This window comes from Labrenzia sp. THAF35, from assembly GCF_009363595.1.
GTDB classification, from domain to species: domain Bacteria; phylum Pseudomonadota; class Alphaproteobacteria; order Rhizobiales; family Stappiaceae; genus Roseibium; species Roseibium algicola.
This window is the reverse complement of record NZ_CP045380.1, coordinates 1,620,737-1,636,463: the sequence shown is the minus strand read 5'-3', so window position 1 is coordinate 1,636,463 and position 15,727 is coordinate 1,620,737. Positions and strand designations below refer to the sequence as shown.

Below are 15,727 nucleotides of genomic sequence, written 5' to 3'. Positions count from 1 at the left end.
CTTGATTGTCCCAATCATTTTTATGACAGTTTGCCCCATTACGCCAGCAAATGGCAATTTCCTTGGGAGGGAAAAATGACCAAAGTAAGTAGACGCAGCCTTCTTGCAGGTGCAGCCGTTGGCGGCACCGCCCTCGCAGCACCGATTGCGGCCAAGGCACAGGATGCGGTTGAGTGGCGCATGCAGGCTCTCTGGGACGCCGGCACCACACCTTTCGAATTCGAGAAGAAGTTTGTCGAGCGCGTCAGCGAACTGACCGACGGCAACTTCAAGATCACGCTGTTCTCCGCCGGCCAGCTCGTGCCTGCCAACCAGGCATTCGATGCCGTTCGCGCCGGCGCCTTCCAGCTGATGAAGACCTTCGACGGCTACGAAGCCGGCAAGATCCCGGCATTTGCCTTCACGTCCACCATCCCGTTCGGCTTCCCCGAGTCCGACCAGTATGAAGCCTGGTTCTACGAAAAGGGTGGTCTGGATCTCGCCCGCGAAGCCTATGCAAGGGCCGGTCTCTTCTACATTGCCCCCACCGTCTATGGCGAAGAGCCGATCCACTCGACCGTCAAGATGGAAACCATCGCCGACATGGCCGGCAAGAAGGGCCGCTTTGTCGGGCTCGCTTCCGCGGTCATGGCCGACCAGGGCGTTTCCGTGACCCCGCTGCCGACGGCGGAAGTCTATACGGCGCTGGAAAAAGGCCTGATCGATTTTGCCGACCGCGGCGATCTCACCGCCAACTACGAAGCAGGCCTTGGCGAAGTCGCCAAGTTCATCATCCTGCCGGGCGTGCACCAGCCGACCACCGCCACGAGCTATGTCGCCAACCAGGGCGCCTATGACGCGCTGCCGGACGACTACAAGGCAGCGCTTGCCGTTGCGGCTCGGGAGATCTCCGGATCGCTGCGCCAGCACATCATGGTGCAGAATGTCGATGTCCTGAAGAAATACGGCGAACAAGGCGTCGAGATCATCCAGCTCGACCCGGCCGATGTCGCGGCCAACCGGTCCAAGGCTGTCGAGTCCTGGAAAAAGGCTACCAAGGAAGACGATCTGGCGAATCGCGTGCTCGCGAGCCAGATTGAGTTCATGACAGCCCTCGGGCTGATCTGACCCTTCCTCCCACCGGACGGCAGACGGCACCTCCCTGCCGTCTACCGTCCGGTCGTCCTTTCGATCGGCAAATGCTCAGCTTCATGAAATCCGTCAGTTCCATCGTCACCGGCGTCAACCGGTTGTTCTTCCTCCTTGCGGCGGCGCTCATCTTCGCGGTGGTGCCGATCCTGCTTTTCGAAGTGGTCGCAAGATACCTGTTCGATGCGCCGACGGTGTGGGCCATGGAAGCCAGCACGTTGATCTTCGGCCCGCATTTCATGCTGGCCGGACCTTACCTTCTGCACCTGAAGGGCCACGTCGCCGTCGACATCTTCAGCGAAAAACTGACGGGATTGCCAAAAGTGGTTCTCGACGTGTTCTCCTATGCCGTCATTGCTGTGTTTGCAGGCGTTTTTGCCTGGGTCAGCTGGCCGCTTGCAATCAACGCCTACTCCCTCGGCGAAACCAGCTTTTCCGCCTGGAACCCACCCGTCTGGTGGCTGAAATTCGTCGTGCCGCTGTCCTTTGCGCTCCTGTTTTTGCAAGCCCTTGTTGAAGCCTACAGCGCAACGCGCCCGGCGCAGGAACAGACGGGAGCAAGCGCATGAGCTCCGAATTCGTTCTTGCCATCATGTTCGCCAGCCTGGTGGGCCTGCTGCTCACCGGCCTGCCGCTTGCCTTCACGCTTGGCGCACTTGCGCTCGTTTTCACGCTAACGCTGTGGGGCCCCGCCGCCCTCTCCGTTACCGTCCTCAACCTCTATTCCACCATGACGTCGGAATCGCTCCTCGCGATCCCGCTTTATGTGATGATGGCCAGTATTCTTCAGCGTTCCGGCGTCATCGAAAGCCTTTACCGGGCCATGGAGCTCTGGTCGCGGCGTTTACCGGGTGGCCTTGCGGTGGGCACCATCGCCATCTGCACGATCATCGCCGCCATGACGGGCATCGTCGGTGCCGCGGTTGCCGCCATGGGCATGCTGGCCCTGCCCTCCATGCTGAAGCGCAAGTATAGTCCGGAGCTCGCGATCGGGACGATCTGTGCCGGCGGAACGCTCGGCATCCTGATCCCGCCCTCGGTGATCACCATCGTCTATGCCGTGACCGCACAGGCCTCTATCGGCCAGATGTTCATCGCCGGCGTGGTGCCGGGCCTGCTGCTCGCCTCGCTCTATATCGGCTATATCGTTCTGCGGTCCGCGCTCAACCCATCCATCGCCCCGCGTCCGGACAACGACGCCCCGGCCAGCTGGGAAGAGCGCATTGCCTCGCTGAAATCCCTCATCCTGCCGCTGCTGATCATCGTCGGCGTCCTGGGCACGATCTACATGGGTATCGCAACACCCACGGAAGCAGCCGCCGTCGGCGTCTTCCTGGCGTTCCTGTCTTCGCTCATCGAGCGCCGGTTCGGCTGGGAGCTCATATCCGGTGTCGCCCTCGACGTGGTCAAGGTGACCGCCATGATCCTCTGGATCACCATCGGTGCGCGGGCCTTTGTGGCAATCTTCACCGGCACCGGCGGCGCGGACTTCCTCCTGTCCTTCATTCAGGATCTCGATGCCAACCGCTGGATCGTTCTCGCCATCATGCTGGGCATTCTGTTTTTCCTCGGCATGTTCCTGGACGAAATGGGCATCATCCTCTTGTGCGTGCCAGTTTTCCTGCCGGTGATCGATTTCCTCGAGTTCGACCGGCTCTGGTTCGGCATCCTGTTCCTCGTTTCGGCGCAGATGGCCTACATCTCCCCGCCCTTCGGCTATACGCTCTTCTACATGAAGGGCGTCCTGCCCGCCGGCATCGGCATGGGCACGGTCTACCGTGCCATCGTTCCCTTCATCCTGCTGCAAGCCATCGGTATCTTCATCTGCGCCCTGTTTCCGGAGCTGGTGTTGTGGCTGCCGCAATCCATGATCAATTGACAGACAGGTTTCCCCCGATGAGTGACGTCACTTCGTCCCGTATTGAAGGTTTTCACAAGCTGGACCCGGCCGGCCGGCTCCAGGCGGTCCAGCGCCAGGCGAATCTCGACAACAAGTCCGTCTCCGACCTTGTGGAAGCGGCATCCGGAAACATCGAACTGGCCGACCGCCTTGTCGAAAACGCCATTTCTTCCATGTCCATTCCTGTCGGTATCGCGACCAACATGACCGTGGACGGACGGGACGTTCTGGTGCCGATGGCCAGCGAGGAATCCTCCGTCATCGCCGCCGTGTGCAACTCGGCCAAGCGCTGCCGGCCGACCGGTGGCTTCAAGACCTCCACAAGCGGCCCGCTGATGGCAGCCCAGATCCAGCTTCTGGGCGCCAGCGACCCTGAAAACGTCCGCCTGCAGGTTTTTGAACGCATCGATGACATCCGAACCATCTGCGAAGAGATCGATCCGCTTCTGGTGAAGCTTGGCGGCGGCTTCCGTGACCTCGACATAAGGGTCATCGACACTGCCGAAGGACCGATGACCATCGTTCACATCATCGTCGATACGCGCGACGCGATGGGCGCCAACGCCGTCAACAGCATGGCCGAGGCCCTTGCACCCAAGCTAGAGGAATGGACCGGTGCCCGCAGTCTCCTGCGGATCCTGACCAACCTCGCCGACCGCCGCGTCGCACGCGTGCGGGCTGTCTGGCCGCTGGAGGAAATCGGAGGCGAAAAGGTTCGGGACGACATGTTGTCGGCCTATCACTTTGCCGATGCCGACCCCTATCGGGCAGCCACCCATAACAAGGGCATCATGAACGGCATCAGCGCGGTGGTTCTGGCAACCGGCAACGATACCAGAGCCGTGGAGGCAGGTGCCCATGCCTTCGCGTCGAAAGACGGCCGCTACCGCTCGATGTCCCGCTGGGAAAAGGACGGCGACGGCAATCTTGTCGGCATCCTGGAGCTGCCGATGGCTGTCGGACTGGTCGGTGGCGCAACCAAGATCCACCCCACCGCGCAGGCCAACCTGAAAATTCTCGGCGTGACCACGGCAGACGAACTGGCCCGGATCATCGTTGCCGTCGGCCTGGCGCAGAATTTCGGCGCATTGCGCGCGCTTGCCACCACCGGCATCCAGAAAGGCCACATGGCCCTGCACGCCCAGAACGTTGCCCTGATGGTGGGCGCGACCGGCGAGGAAATCGACCTGGTGGCCAATGAGCTGAAATCGCTTGGCAAGGTGCGGCAGGATCTGGCCGAGGAAATTCTCGCCCGGCTGCGGCAAGGCGCCAACGCCTGAGGCCTTTTGACAAGGTTCGACCGGAGGGGTCTCGGCACTATTACCGTGTTGCCCCTCCGGCCGATCAACTCCCGGATGCCGAACGCAATGAAATCGGCATAATTGGCGTTTCTACGACGCGATTGCCTCTTTTCCGTCGGATTGCTTGTTGTATCTTTCTAAAAGCATGACAACCGACCTGATAGATCTGCGCGCGGCCCGGACCGCCGATTGTGAGGCACTCGCCGGCATCCATAGCGAAGCCTGGCTGGGCGCCTATCGCGGCGTCTTGCACGGTGTCGATCTTCAGAAGATGATTTCGCGCCGAGGCAGCAGCTGGTGGCGCGGTGCCCTTGCGAGGGGCGTCGACATCAAGATCCTCAGCATCGCCGAAATTCCCGCCGGTTACGCGACCTATGGGCCGTGCCGACTGCGGGATACCGGCATGGATGGCGAAATCTACGAGCTTTACCTGAAGCCGGAATATCAGGGCCTCGGTTTCGGCCGGGCCCTTTTCCAGAATGTGCGGGAAACGCTGTCGGCGAAGAGCATGCCCGGTGTCGCCGTGCAGGTATTGAGCGCCAACGAGCCCGCGCGCTCATTCTACAAGGCCGTCGGTGGCAAACTTGCGGCAAAGTCCTGGTACAGGATCGGCGGCCGCAGGCTGGAGCTCAGCATCTACGCCTGGCCGCAAATCAGCACCTGAGCCACAGGGCACTTGCCTAATAGAGAATTCCGGGATTGCCGATGATCTGCGGGGGCTGCGTGCAGTCGAAAGAACCGGCCATGGTATCAGCGGCCTGGCGCGCCAAATCGTTGGCGTTCTTGTTGGCCTGGGCATCGATCCGGGCAATCTGACAGGTGCCGCCACCGGGCTGCAATTGGGTCACGATCAGCACGCTGCCGGTCTTGGCCCCCTCGTCGAGGCTCGGAAACCAGCGCAGGATGGTCGCAAACGGAACACCGCCCCTGAGGCGCCATTCCAGCGTTTCGTTGACCGTGTTGAAATTGGGCAGGGTCTGGCCTGCCGCGGGCTCGTTGGCGGCGTCGGGACCGAAGGAGACGAACATGCGCAGGTCGCCCTCGGCAACATAGACACCCTCTCCGTTGTAGCCGGGGCACTGCCAGGCACCGCCGAAGGTGCCTTCTTCCTCGTCCCCGGCTTCGATCAGCCGGCAGCTGTCCAGCAGGATCTTGGTATAGGCACTGTCGACCGACGCTGCCCCTGCAGCCTGCAGAGACACAAGCAATCCGCCGAGCATCAAAAGGGAAACAGTAAGCCGTTTCATAAATCTATCTCCTCCAGAGCCTGCCGCGCGAATAGACGCATGTTAATCAATTAGGTGCAATGCAAAAATAAAGGACTTGAACTTCTTCGGCGGGATTGCGATAGACGCAGCAACGAATAACAGGAGTTTCCTAAATGCGTATCGACGCTGTGCCGATTGGCAAGAATCCGCCGGAAGACATCAACGTCATTATCGAGGTCTCCGTTGGCGGCGAGCCGATCAAATACGAGATGGATAAAGAAGCCGGTGCGATGTACGTCGACCGCTTCCTGTACACTCCGATGCGGTACCCGGGCAACTACGGCTTCGTTCCCCACACCCTGTGTGGCGATGGCGACCCGATCGACGTGATCGTGGTCAACCAGCGCCCGATCGTTCCGGGCGCCATCATGAGCTGCCGTCCGATCGGTGTTCTGCTGATGGAAGACGAATCCGGCCAGGATGAAAAGATCCTCGCGGTTCCGTCCCACAAGCTCAGCAAGCGCTACGACAACATCAACGACGTGACCGACCTTCCGGAAATCACCGTTGCCCAGGTGAAGCATTTCTTTGAACACTACAAGGATCTGGAGCCGGGCAAGTGGGTGAAGATCACCGGTGTTGAAGGTGTCGAATCCGCAAAGCGGCTGATCGTCGAATCGATCGCACGCGCCCAGAAGGAAGCCGCTGAATAAGCGCTTCCGAACGGACGAAATCAAAAAGGCCTCCCGAGTGTCGCAAGACGCGGGAGGCCTTTTTCATTGCAAGGGTCAGAATTAGCGTTCCGCTGCCGCCTCGATGCGCTCCATATCCTGGTCGGACAGGCCGAAATGATGCCCGATCTCGTGGATCAGCACATGGGCAACCACATCGCCCAGAGTCTCGTCCATCGCGGCCCAGTAGTCGAGGATCGGCCGGCGGAAGAGCCAGATGCGGTTGGGCATCTGGCCGGTCATCACGGTCTCTTCGCCTTCGCTCAGCCCCTGGCCTTCGAACAGGCCCAGAAGGTCGTGCGGATCCTCGATGCGAAGTTCATCCAGAACGTCGTCGGGCGCATAGTCCGCAAGGCTGATCTGCAGATGACCACAGCGCAGCAGAAGATCATCCGGAAGCCCGGAGAGGATCTCGCTCGCCATCGCCTCGAAGTCTTCCAGGTCAGGTGCTTTGCGTTCGGTCCAGCTGCTGTGGCTGACCGGCCGGACGGATGCCATATCGGTTCCTTTGACGGATCGGTTCATTCAGGTGTTGGGCAGTACGTAGGTGACCAGTAGATAAATCGCCAGTCCGATTGCGAACACAAGCCCGAGACCTCGGCCGATCCGGCTGCCCCAAACCTCGATCCGGTCGTCTTCGTCCTTGTCGGCGGCGCTCAGGTGATCCTTTGCCCGATCGGCCATGCGGACGAAGGTTGAACCGGCAACGGTCTCGCTCTCCGCATTCACCCGGTCGAGTGTACGGAGCGCTTCATCGCGCAGTTTTTCCTTCGGGTGCTTGTTCTCGCTCATGCACCTACACTGGCCGTGTTGCCACGGCGTTTCAACCCGAAAGCGGCCAAAAGCGCCAGAAGGGCAAGCCCGCCGGACGCAACCGCGTTCCAGCCGGCAAAGGACAGGCCGAACATACGCCAGCTAGCCTCGGTGCAGCTGACGACGCGCGTCGATTTCAACGCCTGCAGCATGTTGGCCGCAGACGTTGGTGTCGAGGTGCCGCCACCGCAATCGCTCGGGCCGTCCCAGAACTGCCACTCGGCGCCGGACTGGTAGATGCCGAGGCCGGAACCATAGGCAAACACGGCCGCAACGACCAGAAGCAGAGCCAACGCCAACCCGGTCCGCCTGGCCTGCATCAGGAAAAGCGCTAGCAACGCCAGGGGAAGGCCGACGTAATAGGGAATGCGCTGCTCGAGGCACAACTTGCAGGGCACATAGCCGCCAATCAGCTGAAAGCCCCAGGCGGTCGCGATTGCCGCCAGGCCGCCCACCAGCAAGAGCCCCGTCAGATTGCGCGAAATCCGGTCGGCTGTCATCTCACCCTCTTATTGTCAGATATACCTAAGCACAACAAATCCGCCGACCAGCAGCACCACAAATATGGTGAACATGAGACCAAGCCGCTTTTCGATGAAATCGCGGATCGGCGGGCCGAACAGATAGAGCAATCCGGCGACGACAAAGAACCGGATCCCCCGAGAAACAATACTCGCGGCAATGAACACCGGCAGGCTGAGCCCCAGCGCACCGGAGGCAATGGTGATCACCTTGTAGGGAAACGGCGTCAGCCCGGCGATAAAGACGAACCACCAGCCGTACTGATGATAGATGTCTTTGAACTCGTCGACGAACCCCATCTTGCCGTAGAAAGTCAGGATCGGCACCGCCACCTGTTCGAACAGGAAGAGGCCGATCAGATATCCCAGGATACCACCGGCGACCGACGTCAGCGTGCACAGCAGCGCGTACCACCAGGCTTTCTCACGCCGGGCGATCACCATCGGGATCAGCAGGATGTCCGGCGGGATCGGAAACACCGAGCTTTCGACAAAGGATACGGTGCCGAGTGCGGCAGGCGCACGCGGTCCGGCGGCAAGGGACAAGGTCCAGTCGTAGAGGCGTCTGATCATGGCGCTTCCCTTAGCCGCTGCGCTGCAAAAAGTCACCTAGGGAAATGCGCACCGCGAGCAGCACGTTGTCGCGTAGCCACCGGCACATACGATCCCAGCCTGATGTGAAGCCACCTCAAAAACGCGCATCAAGACACTAGGCAGACTTTTCGCCCGTATCTGGTAGCATTGAAACCTCGCCAGGTTTCACACGACGTTGGGAGGGGGACATGAACGGAACGGCCTCAAGCATCGCCAAACTGGCATTGGTTCTCGCGATGAGCGCGCCAGCTGCGGCAGTTGCCCAGCAGGTCGAGCTGGAAGGATCGGTCAAGCTGACGCCTTTTGAAGCACAGGGCGTAACCCTGTCGACGATCTACACGGTGGATGCGGCGTTCGGCGCAAAACACGATGTGGAGGTCCCCGTCCCGTTCAGCCTTGCCGCACCCCGGCGCGAGGCACAGCAAATTCTGGCCCAGGCGAAACCGGCCGGCGGCGGTCCGATCAAGATCTTCTTCACCACCGACGACGAAACCAAACGCATCTATTCGTCCCTGCAGATCGTCACCTACACCATGAAGACCGATGATCCGCAAAAGCGCCTCGAGGTGGGCGACTATGTTGCCATCGAGCTCTTGAAACAGCTCGGCACCACAGACGATACACGCCTGAATATCCGCCGCCAGATTACACTGGGCGATCTGCCTGCATCCGAAATCGTCGGCAACTTCATCAACAAGGATGGCGACCAGCTCCTCGTGCGGTTGGTCGCGCTGGCAAAGCCCGACAGCCAGAGAGGCATCGTCGGCATTGCAATCGGCCACCCGCGTCAGGGCCGCATCAAGAAAGTGGAAGACATCTACCAGACCAGCGCTTCCCTGGCCTTCGACACGGTGACGCTGAAGTAGCTGGTTACCTGTGCGGGTGGGAGGCAAGCCTCGAACCACTCCGGCGCATTCCTGCAGCAATTCAAACCGCTGGAGATGGTGCCCCCCGCCGGAATCGAACCGGCACTCCCGAAGGAACCGGATTTTGAATCCGGCGCGTCTACCAGTTCCGCCAGGGGGGCAATCCGGTATCGGATTGGGTGCCTATCATGGGGCCTTGTCCGATGCAAGCGGTTCCAGCGCGCCGCGGCTTTCCGCCAGCAAGTACGGCGGGCGCCGTATTTGATCGAATTTGAGCTTCTCTCTTTACGCTCCCTTAACCCTGGGCTGCGAATTCGCCTGCCACACAGCCTCAGAAGGTGAAATCCGGCGCATATTTAAGCTGTTTGCAACTGCTGCTCGCGCAAGTGGACAGTCAGACAAGTTTGGGAGAAACGGATGACACTGGCTGGCGGCCTTCAAGAGGCGAAACGCACGAAAACTTCTGCTGTGAACGAAGCCGCTCGGCACGGGCAGGCTTTCACACAGTCCTTCGTTGACAAATCACAGTTGATGCCAGCGCCGATCCGACCCGAATGGGTGCTTGAAGGCGACCCGAAAGCCATGTGCGCCGTGCTGGCCAGGCACAAGTTCGGCTGGGGCGATGCCTGCCACTGGTCGTGCACTGCCGGCAAGTTCCGCTGGCACTACGGCTGGGATGAGTCGGTCATGTTTCTGGAAGGCGGAGTCCGGATCACCGACGAGGCCGGCCATGTCTATGAAGGCAAACCCGGCGTGACCCTGTTCTTCCCGGCAGGCACTTCCGCCGTTTGGGAAGTGCCGACCTACATCCGCAAGCTTGCGTTCAATCAGAAGCCGGTTCCCTGGTATCTGCATTATCAGTCCCGCATCCTCGAGAGATTGAAAGGCGTCGGGAAGAAACTTTTCGGCTAAAATATCGGGCTCGCATTCCCGAATGAGGTCTTGAAAGAAAGGCGCCCTGCGCCTTTCGGCGGGCGAATTTGTTAGCCTGCAAACAAAGGCGCAAATTGTGCGCTTTTTCTGGACAAGCAGAAATGGCTTGGCTAGAAATTCAGCATGAGCAAATCAGGACGCGAAATTGAGCTTAAGCTCGAGCTGGAAACGACGGCACAGGACGCTTTGAAACGTGCCGGTTCCATAGACGGATTCACTGCCAGCCGCGCCGTGAACAAGACGTTGCAGTCGATCTATTTCGACACGCCGGACCAGGCGCTTCGCAAGGCCAGGATTTCCCTTCGCGTGCGCAAGTCCGGCAACAGCTGGGTTCAGACCGTCAAGCTCGGCACGGGCGTCATGGGCGGCCTGTCCTCGCCGGTGGAAGCCGAACATCCGGTCAAGGGCCGTGCGCTCGACTTTTCCGTCATCGAAGACCCCGCCGTCCACGACCGTCTTCTGGAAATCATCGGCGATGCCCCCCTGTCGGAGTGCTTTGAAACGGTGATGAAGCGCACCGTACGCAATCTGACCCGGGACAGTGACGGCACCTTCATCGAACTCGCCTTCGACAGCGGCAATATTCTGGCCGGCAGCGGCAGCCAGCCGCTGACCGAACTCGAAATGGAATTGAAGTCCGGCCCGAGCCTTGCCCTTTTCGAGGCGGCCAAGGCTCTTTTGAAGGACATCCCCTTCCGCTTTTCGCCCTATAGCAAGGCCGAGCGCGGGTACCGTTTTGCCGAGGGTACCGCGCCTGCGGAACGGACACCGTATTTTGCCGAGAATGTTTCCTTCGACAGCGGCATCACCACCGAGCACGCCTTTCGCGACGTGCTGCGTTCCTGCCTGACCCAGATTTCCGAAAACCGGCTTGCAGTCCTGTCGTCGGACGATCCGGAAGGCCCGCATCAGCTACGGGTAGGCCTGCGCCGCCTGCGCAGTGCGTTTCGCCTGTTCCGGCCAATCCTGAACCCGGCGACCATGGCACCGCTCGACAGGACCGCGAAGGTCATTGCCACCGAAGCCGGTTCCCTGCGGGATCTCGACGTCCTGGTCGACGAGATCGTTATGCCCCTGGTCGACAGGGCGCCCGGAACCCTCTCCTTTGACGCTCTTCTGAAAAATCTCAATGCACTCCGGGACGAAAGCACCCGCACCACGCTGACGGATCACCTGCAATCGGAAGAGGTCAACGGTTTCCTGCTCGACCTTGCAGCCTACACGGAAGGGCGCGGCTGGCTGGACCCGGAAAACTTCGGCCAGACGCAGCTTCTGGCCCAACCTGTCGAGACTCACGCCGGCGAAGCTCTTGCCAAGCAGTGGAAGAAGGTTCTGAAATACGGCAAGCGACTGGAAGAACTTACCGTTCCCGAACGCCACGAAATGCGCAAGGCGATGAAGAAGATGCGCTACGGCATCGAATTTTTCGGCTGCCTCTATCCGAAAGATACCGTGAAGCCCTTCCTGAAGCGGATGAAGAAGCTGCAGGATATCTTCGGCTATCTCAACGATGTCGCCATGGCCGAACAACTGCCGGTGAAATGCAAGGTCAGCGGGGCAAATGCCTTGGCAACCAACCAGGCCATCGGTTTTGTCATCGGCTGGCACGAGGCCCAATGCCAGGCCATGTGGCAGCACGCCAAGGGGTATTGGGAAGCAACCCGGAAAACACCGAAATTCTGGACCTGACGCTTATCACCGGCCCGGTTCGATCGTCAGAATGTCCGGAAAGGAAACGGGGGCGAAGGCTCCGGTCAGCTTGAAGGTGGTCAGGTCTTCCTCGCGCGAGACCAGCTGGTCCTGACGGGCCAGCTCGGCGATGGTCTCCTTCAGAGTTTCGATCTCGCGCAGGATGAACGCCCCCGTGTCCGGCAGCATGCGGCGGGAGAGTGTGAAGAACAGGGACTGGTTGCCACCCGGATTGGCTATCACCTGCCCCAGAAAGCGCATGTTGATTTCCTTCAGCAGCGGGATCAGCGGCCCGTCCGGACGGAACCTGAAGGGCTCCTTGCGCGTGATCTTGATGCGGTTGCCTGGATGCACTTCTGCCAGCCCCAGCGCCTCCAGCACCCGGCCCAGTCGGAACATGTCCCCTCCCGAGAGATCAAAACGGCGCTCGATTTCCTGTTGCGGGATCGGCTCACGCAGCAGGATGAAGAGATAGAACAGCGACGGATCCGCAGCGAGCCGCGCTTCCGTTGCCACCGGCAGGACGCTTGCCTCTTCCGAATTCCGCTCTGCCCGATGCAATACGTCCGCCAGCGGCACCTCCAGAATTTCGCAGATCTCCAGCAACCGGCTTAGCTTGCAATCGTGCCCCGCGAAGATCCGCTTGACCGTCGGCTCCGATATTTCCATCCGGCTTGCGAGATCCGCATAGGTCATGCCACGTGCCTTCAGCACGCCCTGCAAGATCTTGAAGGTATCACCGCGCATATTCCTGATCCCGAACTCAACAGTTTGAGTATCGTTTTTTGATACCAAATCATCATCAATTGCAAGAAAAGTTCGTCTTCTGCAGGAGAGATCCAGTTCAACTCTGCGAAAGGACGTCCCATGCAGACCTTCAAACCCCTGGCCGCAGCGCTGCTGCTCGGCCTTTCAACGCTCCCCTCATCAGCCGGTTCACTCTGGTCAACGGACGGCTTCGACATGCCTGAATCCGTAGCCTTTGACGCTGGGGGCAACCGGCTCATCGTCAGTGTCATGGAAGGCGCGCCGAATGCGGTCGACGGCAACGGCCATCTGGCGCTTCTGTCCACGGACGGGAAAATCATAGATGCCAAATGGGCAACCGGAATGGACGCTCCCAAGGGACTGGCGCTGATGAACGGCAAGGTCTTCGCGGCCGATCTCACCAGTTTGCGTGTTGTCGACGCCCAAACCGGCAAATTGCTGCAGTCATTGCCTGCAGAAGGCTCGGTTTTCCTGAACGATGTGACCACCAGCGGCGACGAAATCTTCGTTTCCGACATGATGACGAACACCATCTGGCGTTACGCAGATGGCACTTTTGAAAAATGGCTGGAAAGCCCTGAGCTCAATCACCCCAACGGCCTTTACTGGGACAACGGCCGCCTGCTTGTCGGGGCCTGGGGCAAGGGCCTCAAGACCGATTTCACCACTGAAGCACCCGGCAGCCTGCTTGCCATTGATCCTGCCTCCAAGGCTATCAGCGTCGTGGCGCGGGATATCGGCAACATCGATGGCATCGCACGGCTGAACGGCAAGCTCGTCCTAAACGACTGGATCAACGGCAAGGTCTTCGAGATTGGTTCTGACGGTACACCGAACGAGATCATGAGCGAACCCGCCGGCCTTGCCGATATTTCCACCCACGATGACGTCCTTTACCTGCCGCATATGCTGGAAGGCAGGATCGAGGCAGTCAGACTGGACTAGCACCAGACCCTGCAAACGCTTCATCGCACGGGTCAGACGGCAAAAACGGGTTGGGCATCACATGCCCAACCCGCCCCTTACCACCTTACGATGTTTGGCCTATCAATTTCTGATGTACGCACCTCAGTTTATGCTACCTTCCACGCAGATTGGCCCAGTGTTCGGCAAGTCGAACGCTGGATCAGCCGCCGGGCGAAGACCGCCAAAGCAGGGTCATACAGGGATCAAGGTCGAGGGATAGCGTGATGGAAGCCTACAAGATCAACCCGGAGTTCGTCATTTCGGATGAGGAAACGCTCCGGAGCCACTATTCCGAGCTATCGCCGCTGGCAGCAAAAAAGTGCCTGAGCGCACTGGACAAACATGCTCGGGACTTCATTGCCCGCTCGCCGTTTCTGTGCCTCGGCACGCAGAACAAGGACGGCAAGGCGGATGTCAGCCCGCGTGGCGATCCGGTCGGCTTCGTCAAGGTTCTCGACCCGCAAACGCTTGCCATTCCGGACCGTCCGGGAAACAACCGCCTCGACAGTCTGGCAAATATTGTCGCCAACCCGAATGTCGGGCTTCTGTTCCTTGTTCCCGGATTTGACGAGACCTTGCGCGTCAACGGCAGGGCAACGCTTGTAACCGATCCGGATCTTCTTCAAACCATGAGCGTGAAGGACCGTGCGCCCAGGCTCGCCATTGTCGTGAATGTGAGCGAGGTCTTCCTGCACTGCGCCAAGGCGTTCCGGCGCTCACACCTCTGGGACCCCGAACACCAGCAGGACCGCAGCGAAATGCCTTCGCTTTCCAAGATCATTCTGGACCAGACGACCGGCGCGCCTGATGAAAAGGAAATGCAGAAGCTGGATGCTGCGCTGGAGGAGACCTACCGGAAAACGCTTTATTGAGCGGATCCCGAGCAGCGATTTCACCGGCAGAAGACAGACCGCAGAGGAGCGCTGACGCTCCCTTGCATCGCCTCATACCCTAAGGGGCCATCTCAGGCCCGAGCCGCTTCAATCGCCGACGCCATGATGTCCAGCCCCTGATCGATCTCGTCATCCGAGATCGTCAATGGCGGGGCGATGCGGAAGACCGCGCCCATGGCCGGCAGTTTGACGATGTTCATGCTGAGCCCGCGTGCCATTGCCTCGGCGCCGATCCGGTCTGCCATCGCGAGATCCGGATGGCGGCTGGCCCGGTCGGTCACGATCTCCAGCCCGAGCAGCAGCCCACGGCCGCGCACATCGCCAACACACTCAAAACGCTGCTTCAAGCCTTCCAGTCCGGCTTGCAGGCGCTGACCCGCCGAAACAGCACGGCCGATCAGTCCATCCCGTTCCACCACATCCATCACCGCCAGTCCGACAGCAGCGGGCAGAGGATCGGACACGTGGGTGGTCAGGAACACGAACCCTTTCCGGTGCGCTTCTTCCTCGATGGCACGGCTCGTCAGCACGGCGGAAAGCGGCAATCCGGCCCCCAGGGTCTTGGACAAAGTCAGGATGTCCGGTGTCACCCCGTCGCGCTGGAAGGCAAACATATGCCCCGTCCGGCCGATACCGGTCTGGGCCTCGTCCAGGATCAGCAGCATCCCGCGCTCGTCGCACTTCTGGCGCAGTGCCGCGAGATAGCCCTCCGGCAATTCGATGATGCCGCCTGACGACAGGATCGGCTCGGCAATGAAGGCAGCAAGATTGCCGGTGGACTGACTGTCGACCAGCGCGAAGGCATCGTCCAGCTCGGTCTTCCAGGCCAGATTGCCGTTCGCATCGGTAAACCGCGGCCGGTAGGCATTGGGGGCGGGGATTGCAAAAGACCCCGGATTGACCGGCCCGTAGCCCCGCCGGTTGTGACTGTAGGTGGCGGAAGCGGCTGCCCCGGTCATGCCGTGCCAGCTCTTGGTAAAGGCCACGATCTCGTGCTTGCCGGTAACCAGCTTTGCCAGACGGATGGCGGCCTCGTTGGATTCCGCCCCGGTGGACAGGAGCAACACCTTTTCCAGACCGGGCACAAGAGATCCGAGGCGCTTCGACAAGTCGACGACCGGGCGGGACAGCATGCCGCTGAACAGGTGGTCGAGCTGGCCGATCTGCTCACGCACGGTGCGCACGATATCCGGATGGGAATGCCCCAGGATGGAACTCATCTGACCGGACGTGAAATCGAGGATTGGTGCGCCTGAGCTGTCGTAGACATAACTGCCTTCGGCACGTTCGATGACACGTTGTTCGAACACAGGGCCATACCGCAGGACGTGATCCGACACGTCGGACCAGAACCCGGTATCCGTGCTGTTGCTGGCGTTTTCCAATGCCATGATGCGTCTCCTGATCCGGCCGGCT

At 60.3% G+C, this 15,727-nt stretch carries 18 protein-coding genes and 1 tRNA gene; 11 read left to right on the top strand and 8 right to left on the bottom strand.

The window, feature by feature from the left end; all coding sequences use genetic code 11:
- The first annotated feature begins 75 nt into the window (after positions 1-75).
- The 5 genes from dctP (at position 76) to FIU93_RS07505 (ending at position 4,993) form a co-directional block, all read left to right on the top strand.
- Entirely contained in the window at positions 76-1,107 is a 1,032-nt protein-coding gene (gene dctP / locus FIU93_RS07525) for a TRAP transporter substrate-binding protein DctP (RefSeq protein WP_023002693.1), read from the top strand.
- 83 nt (positions 1,108-1,190) lie between these two features.
- Positions 1,191-1,697, top strand: a complete 507-nt coding sequence (locus tag FIU93_RS07520; RefSeq protein WP_209010302.1) for a TRAP transporter small permease subunit — start codon at positions 1,191-1,193, stop codon at positions 1,695-1,697.
- Positions 1,694-3,007: a TRAP transporter large permease subunit gene (locus FIU93_RS07515; protein ID WP_152505256.1), complete on the top strand. Its 1,314-nt coding sequence runs from the start codon at positions 1,694-1,696 to the stop codon at positions 3,005-3,007. The genes FIU93_RS07520 and FIU93_RS07515 overlap by 4 nt, the downstream gene beginning before the upstream one ends.
- Before the next feature lie 17 nt (positions 3,008-3,024).
- Complete coding sequence (locus FIU93_RS07510) at positions 3,025-4,308, top strand: hydroxymethylglutaryl-CoA reductase, degradative (RefSeq protein WP_023002690.1); 1,284 nt, start codon at positions 3,025-3,027, stop codon at positions 4,306-4,308.
- Positions 4,309-4,456: 148 nt separating this feature from the next.
- Positions 4,457-4,993, top strand: a complete 537-nt coding sequence (locus tag FIU93_RS07505; protein ID WP_208992223.1) for a GNAT family N-acetyltransferase — start codon at positions 4,457-4,459, stop codon at positions 4,991-4,993.
- Positions 4,994-5,009: 16 nt separating this feature from the next.
- Here FIU93_RS07505 and FIU93_RS07500 read toward each other — a convergent pair whose 3' ends face one another.
- Positions 5,010-5,576, bottom strand: a complete 567-nt coding sequence (locus tag FIU93_RS07500) for a hypothetical protein (RefSeq protein ID WP_152505255.1) — start codon at positions 5,574-5,576, stop codon at positions 5,010-5,012.
- Between the two features lie 134 nt (positions 5,577-5,710).
- Here FIU93_RS07500 and ppa point away from each other — a divergent pair, with 134 nt between their 5' ends.
- Positions 5,711-6,250, top strand: a complete 540-nt coding sequence (gene ppa, locus FIU93_RS07495) for an inorganic diphosphatase (RefSeq protein WP_023002687.1) — start codon at positions 5,711-5,713, stop codon at positions 6,248-6,250.
- A gap of 81 nt (positions 6,251-6,331) precedes the next feature.
- Here the strand turns inward: ppa and FIU93_RS07490 are convergent, their stop codons facing one another.
- The 4 genes from FIU93_RS07490 to FIU93_RS07475 are packed head-to-tail and all read right to left on the bottom strand — an operon-like array spanning position 6,332 to position 8,175.
- The gene (locus tag FIU93_RS07490) at positions 6,332-6,766 is read right to left on the bottom strand and encodes a metallopeptidase family protein (RefSeq protein WP_031270101.1); all 435 of its coding nucleotides are present in this window, start codon (positions 6,764-6,766) and stop codon (positions 6,332-6,334) included.
- A 27-nt stretch (positions 6,767-6,793) separates the two neighbouring features.
- The gene (locus FIU93_RS07485; RefSeq protein ID WP_023002685.1) at positions 6,794-7,060 is read right to left on the bottom strand and encodes a hypothetical protein; all 267 of its coding nucleotides are present in this window, start codon (positions 7,058-7,060) and stop codon (positions 6,794-6,796) included.
- Entirely contained in the window at positions 7,057-7,581 is a 525-nt protein-coding gene (locus FIU93_RS07480) for a disulfide bond formation protein B (protein WP_023002684.1), read from the bottom strand. The genes FIU93_RS07485 and FIU93_RS07480 overlap by 4 nt, the downstream gene beginning before the upstream one ends.
- Positions 7,582-7,596: 15 nt before the next feature.
- Positions 7,597-8,175 (bottom strand): YqaA family protein, encoded by a 579-nt coding sequence (locus FIU93_RS07475; RefSeq protein ID WP_023002683.1) that lies wholly within the window; start codon positions 8,173-8,175, stop codon positions 7,597-7,599.
- A gap of 209 nt (positions 8,176-8,384) precedes the next feature.
- Between FIU93_RS07475 and FIU93_RS07470 the strand changes: the two genes are divergently transcribed.
- Positions 8,385-9,062 carry a hypothetical protein gene (locus tag FIU93_RS07470; RefSeq protein WP_152505254.1) on the top strand — a complete coding sequence of 226 codons (678 nt, stop codon included), beginning with the start codon at positions 8,385-8,387 and terminating at the stop codon, positions 9,060-9,062.
- Between the two features lie 76 nt (positions 9,063-9,138).
- On the opposite strand, the gene FIU93_RS07465 is transcribed toward FIU93_RS07470, so the two are convergent.
- Positions 9,139-9,223: transfer RNA gene (locus FIU93_RS07465), tRNA-Leu, on the bottom strand.
- A gap of 256 nt (positions 9,224-9,479) precedes the next feature.
- On the opposite strand from FIU93_RS07465, the gene FIU93_RS07460 reads away from it, so the two are divergent.
- Both FIU93_RS07460 and FIU93_RS07455 read left to right on the top strand, forming a co-directional pair.
- Positions 9,480-9,974: a cupin domain-containing protein gene (locus FIU93_RS07460; RefSeq protein WP_023002681.1), complete on the top strand. Its 495-nt coding sequence runs from the start codon at positions 9,480-9,482 to the stop codon at positions 9,972-9,974.
- 144 nt (positions 9,975-10,118) lie between these two features.
- Complete coding sequence (locus FIU93_RS07455; RefSeq protein WP_152505253.1) at positions 10,119-11,684, top strand: CYTH and CHAD domain-containing protein; 1,566 nt, start codon at positions 10,119-10,121, stop codon at positions 11,682-11,684.
- Between the two features lie 6 nt (positions 11,685-11,690).
- Here FIU93_RS07455 and FIU93_RS07450 read toward each other — a convergent pair whose 3' ends face one another.
- The gene (locus FIU93_RS07450; RefSeq protein WP_152505252.1) at positions 11,691-12,431 is read right to left on the bottom strand and encodes a helix-turn-helix transcriptional regulator; all 741 of its coding nucleotides are present in this window, start codon (positions 12,429-12,431) and stop codon (positions 11,691-11,693) included.
- Between the two features lie 120 nt (positions 12,432-12,551).
- On the opposite strand from FIU93_RS07450, the gene FIU93_RS07445 reads away from it, so the two are divergent.
- Complete coding sequence (locus tag FIU93_RS07445) at positions 12,552-13,397, top strand: ATP/GTP-binding protein (protein WP_152505251.1); 846 nt, start codon at positions 12,552-12,554, stop codon at positions 13,395-13,397.
- Positions 13,398-13,642: 245 nt separating this feature from the next.
- Complete coding sequence (locus FIU93_RS07440; RefSeq protein WP_152505250.1) at positions 13,643-14,290, top strand: pyridoxamine 5'-phosphate oxidase family protein; 648 nt, start codon at positions 13,643-13,645, stop codon at positions 14,288-14,290.
- Positions 14,291-14,382: 92 nt separating this feature from the next.
- Here the strand turns inward: FIU93_RS07440 and FIU93_RS07435 are convergent, their stop codons facing one another.
- Positions 14,383-15,702, bottom strand: coding sequence for an aspartate aminotransferase family protein (locus FIU93_RS07435; protein ID WP_152505249.1), 1,320 nt, complete (start codon positions 15,700-15,702; stop codon positions 14,383-14,385).
- Positions 15,703-15,727: the final 25 nt, after the last annotated feature.

Excerpts from the sequence above, each read along its gene's own strand:
- dctP (WP_023002693.1), top strand. The coding sequence starts at position 76 with ATGACCAAAGTAAGTAGACGCAGCCTTCTTGCAGGTGCAGCCGTTGGC.
- FIU93_RS07520 (WP_209010302.1), top strand. The coding sequence starts at position 1,191 with ATGAAATCCGTCAGTTCCATCGTCACCGGCGTCAACCGGTTGTTCTTC.
- FIU93_RS07515 (WP_152505256.1), top strand. The coding sequence starts at position 1,694 with ATGAGCTCCGAATTCGTTCTTGCCATCATGTTCGCCAGCCTGGTGGGC.
- FIU93_RS07510 (WP_023002690.1), top strand. The coding sequence starts at position 3,025 with ATGAGTGACGTCACTTCGTCCCGTATTGAAGGTTTTCACAAGCTGGAC.
- FIU93_RS07500 (WP_152505255.1), bottom strand. The coding sequence starts at position 5,576 with ATGAAACGGCTTACTGTTTCCCTTTTGATGCTCGGCGGATTGCTTGTG.
- ppa (WP_023002687.1), top strand. The coding sequence starts at position 5,711 with ATGCGTATCGACGCTGTGCCGATTGGCAAGAATCCGCCGGAAGACATC.
- FIU93_RS07490 (WP_031270101.1), bottom strand. The coding sequence starts at position 6,766 with ATGGCATCCGTCCGGCCGGTCAGCCACAGCAGCTGGACCGAACGCAAA.
- FIU93_RS07485 (WP_023002685.1), bottom strand. The coding sequence starts at position 7,060 with ATGAGCGAGAACAAGCACCCGAAGGAAAAACTGCGCGATGAAGCGCTC.
- FIU93_RS07480 (WP_023002684.1), bottom strand. The coding sequence starts at position 7,581 with ATGACAGCCGACCGGATTTCGCGCAATCTGACGGGGCTCTTGCTGGTG.
- FIU93_RS07475 (WP_023002683.1), bottom strand. The coding sequence starts at position 8,175 with ATGATCAGACGCCTCTACGACTGGACCTTGTCCCTTGCCGCCGGACCG.
- FIU93_RS07470 (WP_152505254.1), top strand. The coding sequence starts at position 8,385 with ATGAACGGAACGGCCTCAAGCATCGCCAAACTGGCATTGGTTCTCGCG.
- FIU93_RS07460 (WP_023002681.1), top strand. The coding sequence starts at position 9,480 with ATGACACTGGCTGGCGGCCTTCAAGAGGCGAAACGCACGAAAACTTCT.
- FIU93_RS07455 (WP_152505253.1), top strand. The coding sequence starts at position 10,119 with ATGAGCAAATCAGGACGCGAAATTGAGCTTAAGCTCGAGCTGGAAACG.
- FIU93_RS07450 (WP_152505252.1), bottom strand. The coding sequence starts at position 12,431 with ATGCGCGGTGATACCTTCAAGATCTTGCAGGGCGTGCTGAAGGCACGT.
- FIU93_RS07445 (WP_152505251.1), top strand. The coding sequence starts at position 12,552 with ATGCAGACCTTCAAACCCCTGGCCGCAGCGCTGCTGCTCGGCCTTTCA.
- FIU93_RS07440 (WP_152505250.1), top strand. The coding sequence starts at position 13,643 with ATGGAAGCCTACAAGATCAACCCGGAGTTCGTCATTTCGGATGAGGAA.
- FIU93_RS07435 (WP_152505249.1), bottom strand. The coding sequence starts at position 15,702 with ATGGCATTGGAAAACGCCAGCAACAGCACGGATACCGGGTTCTGGTCC.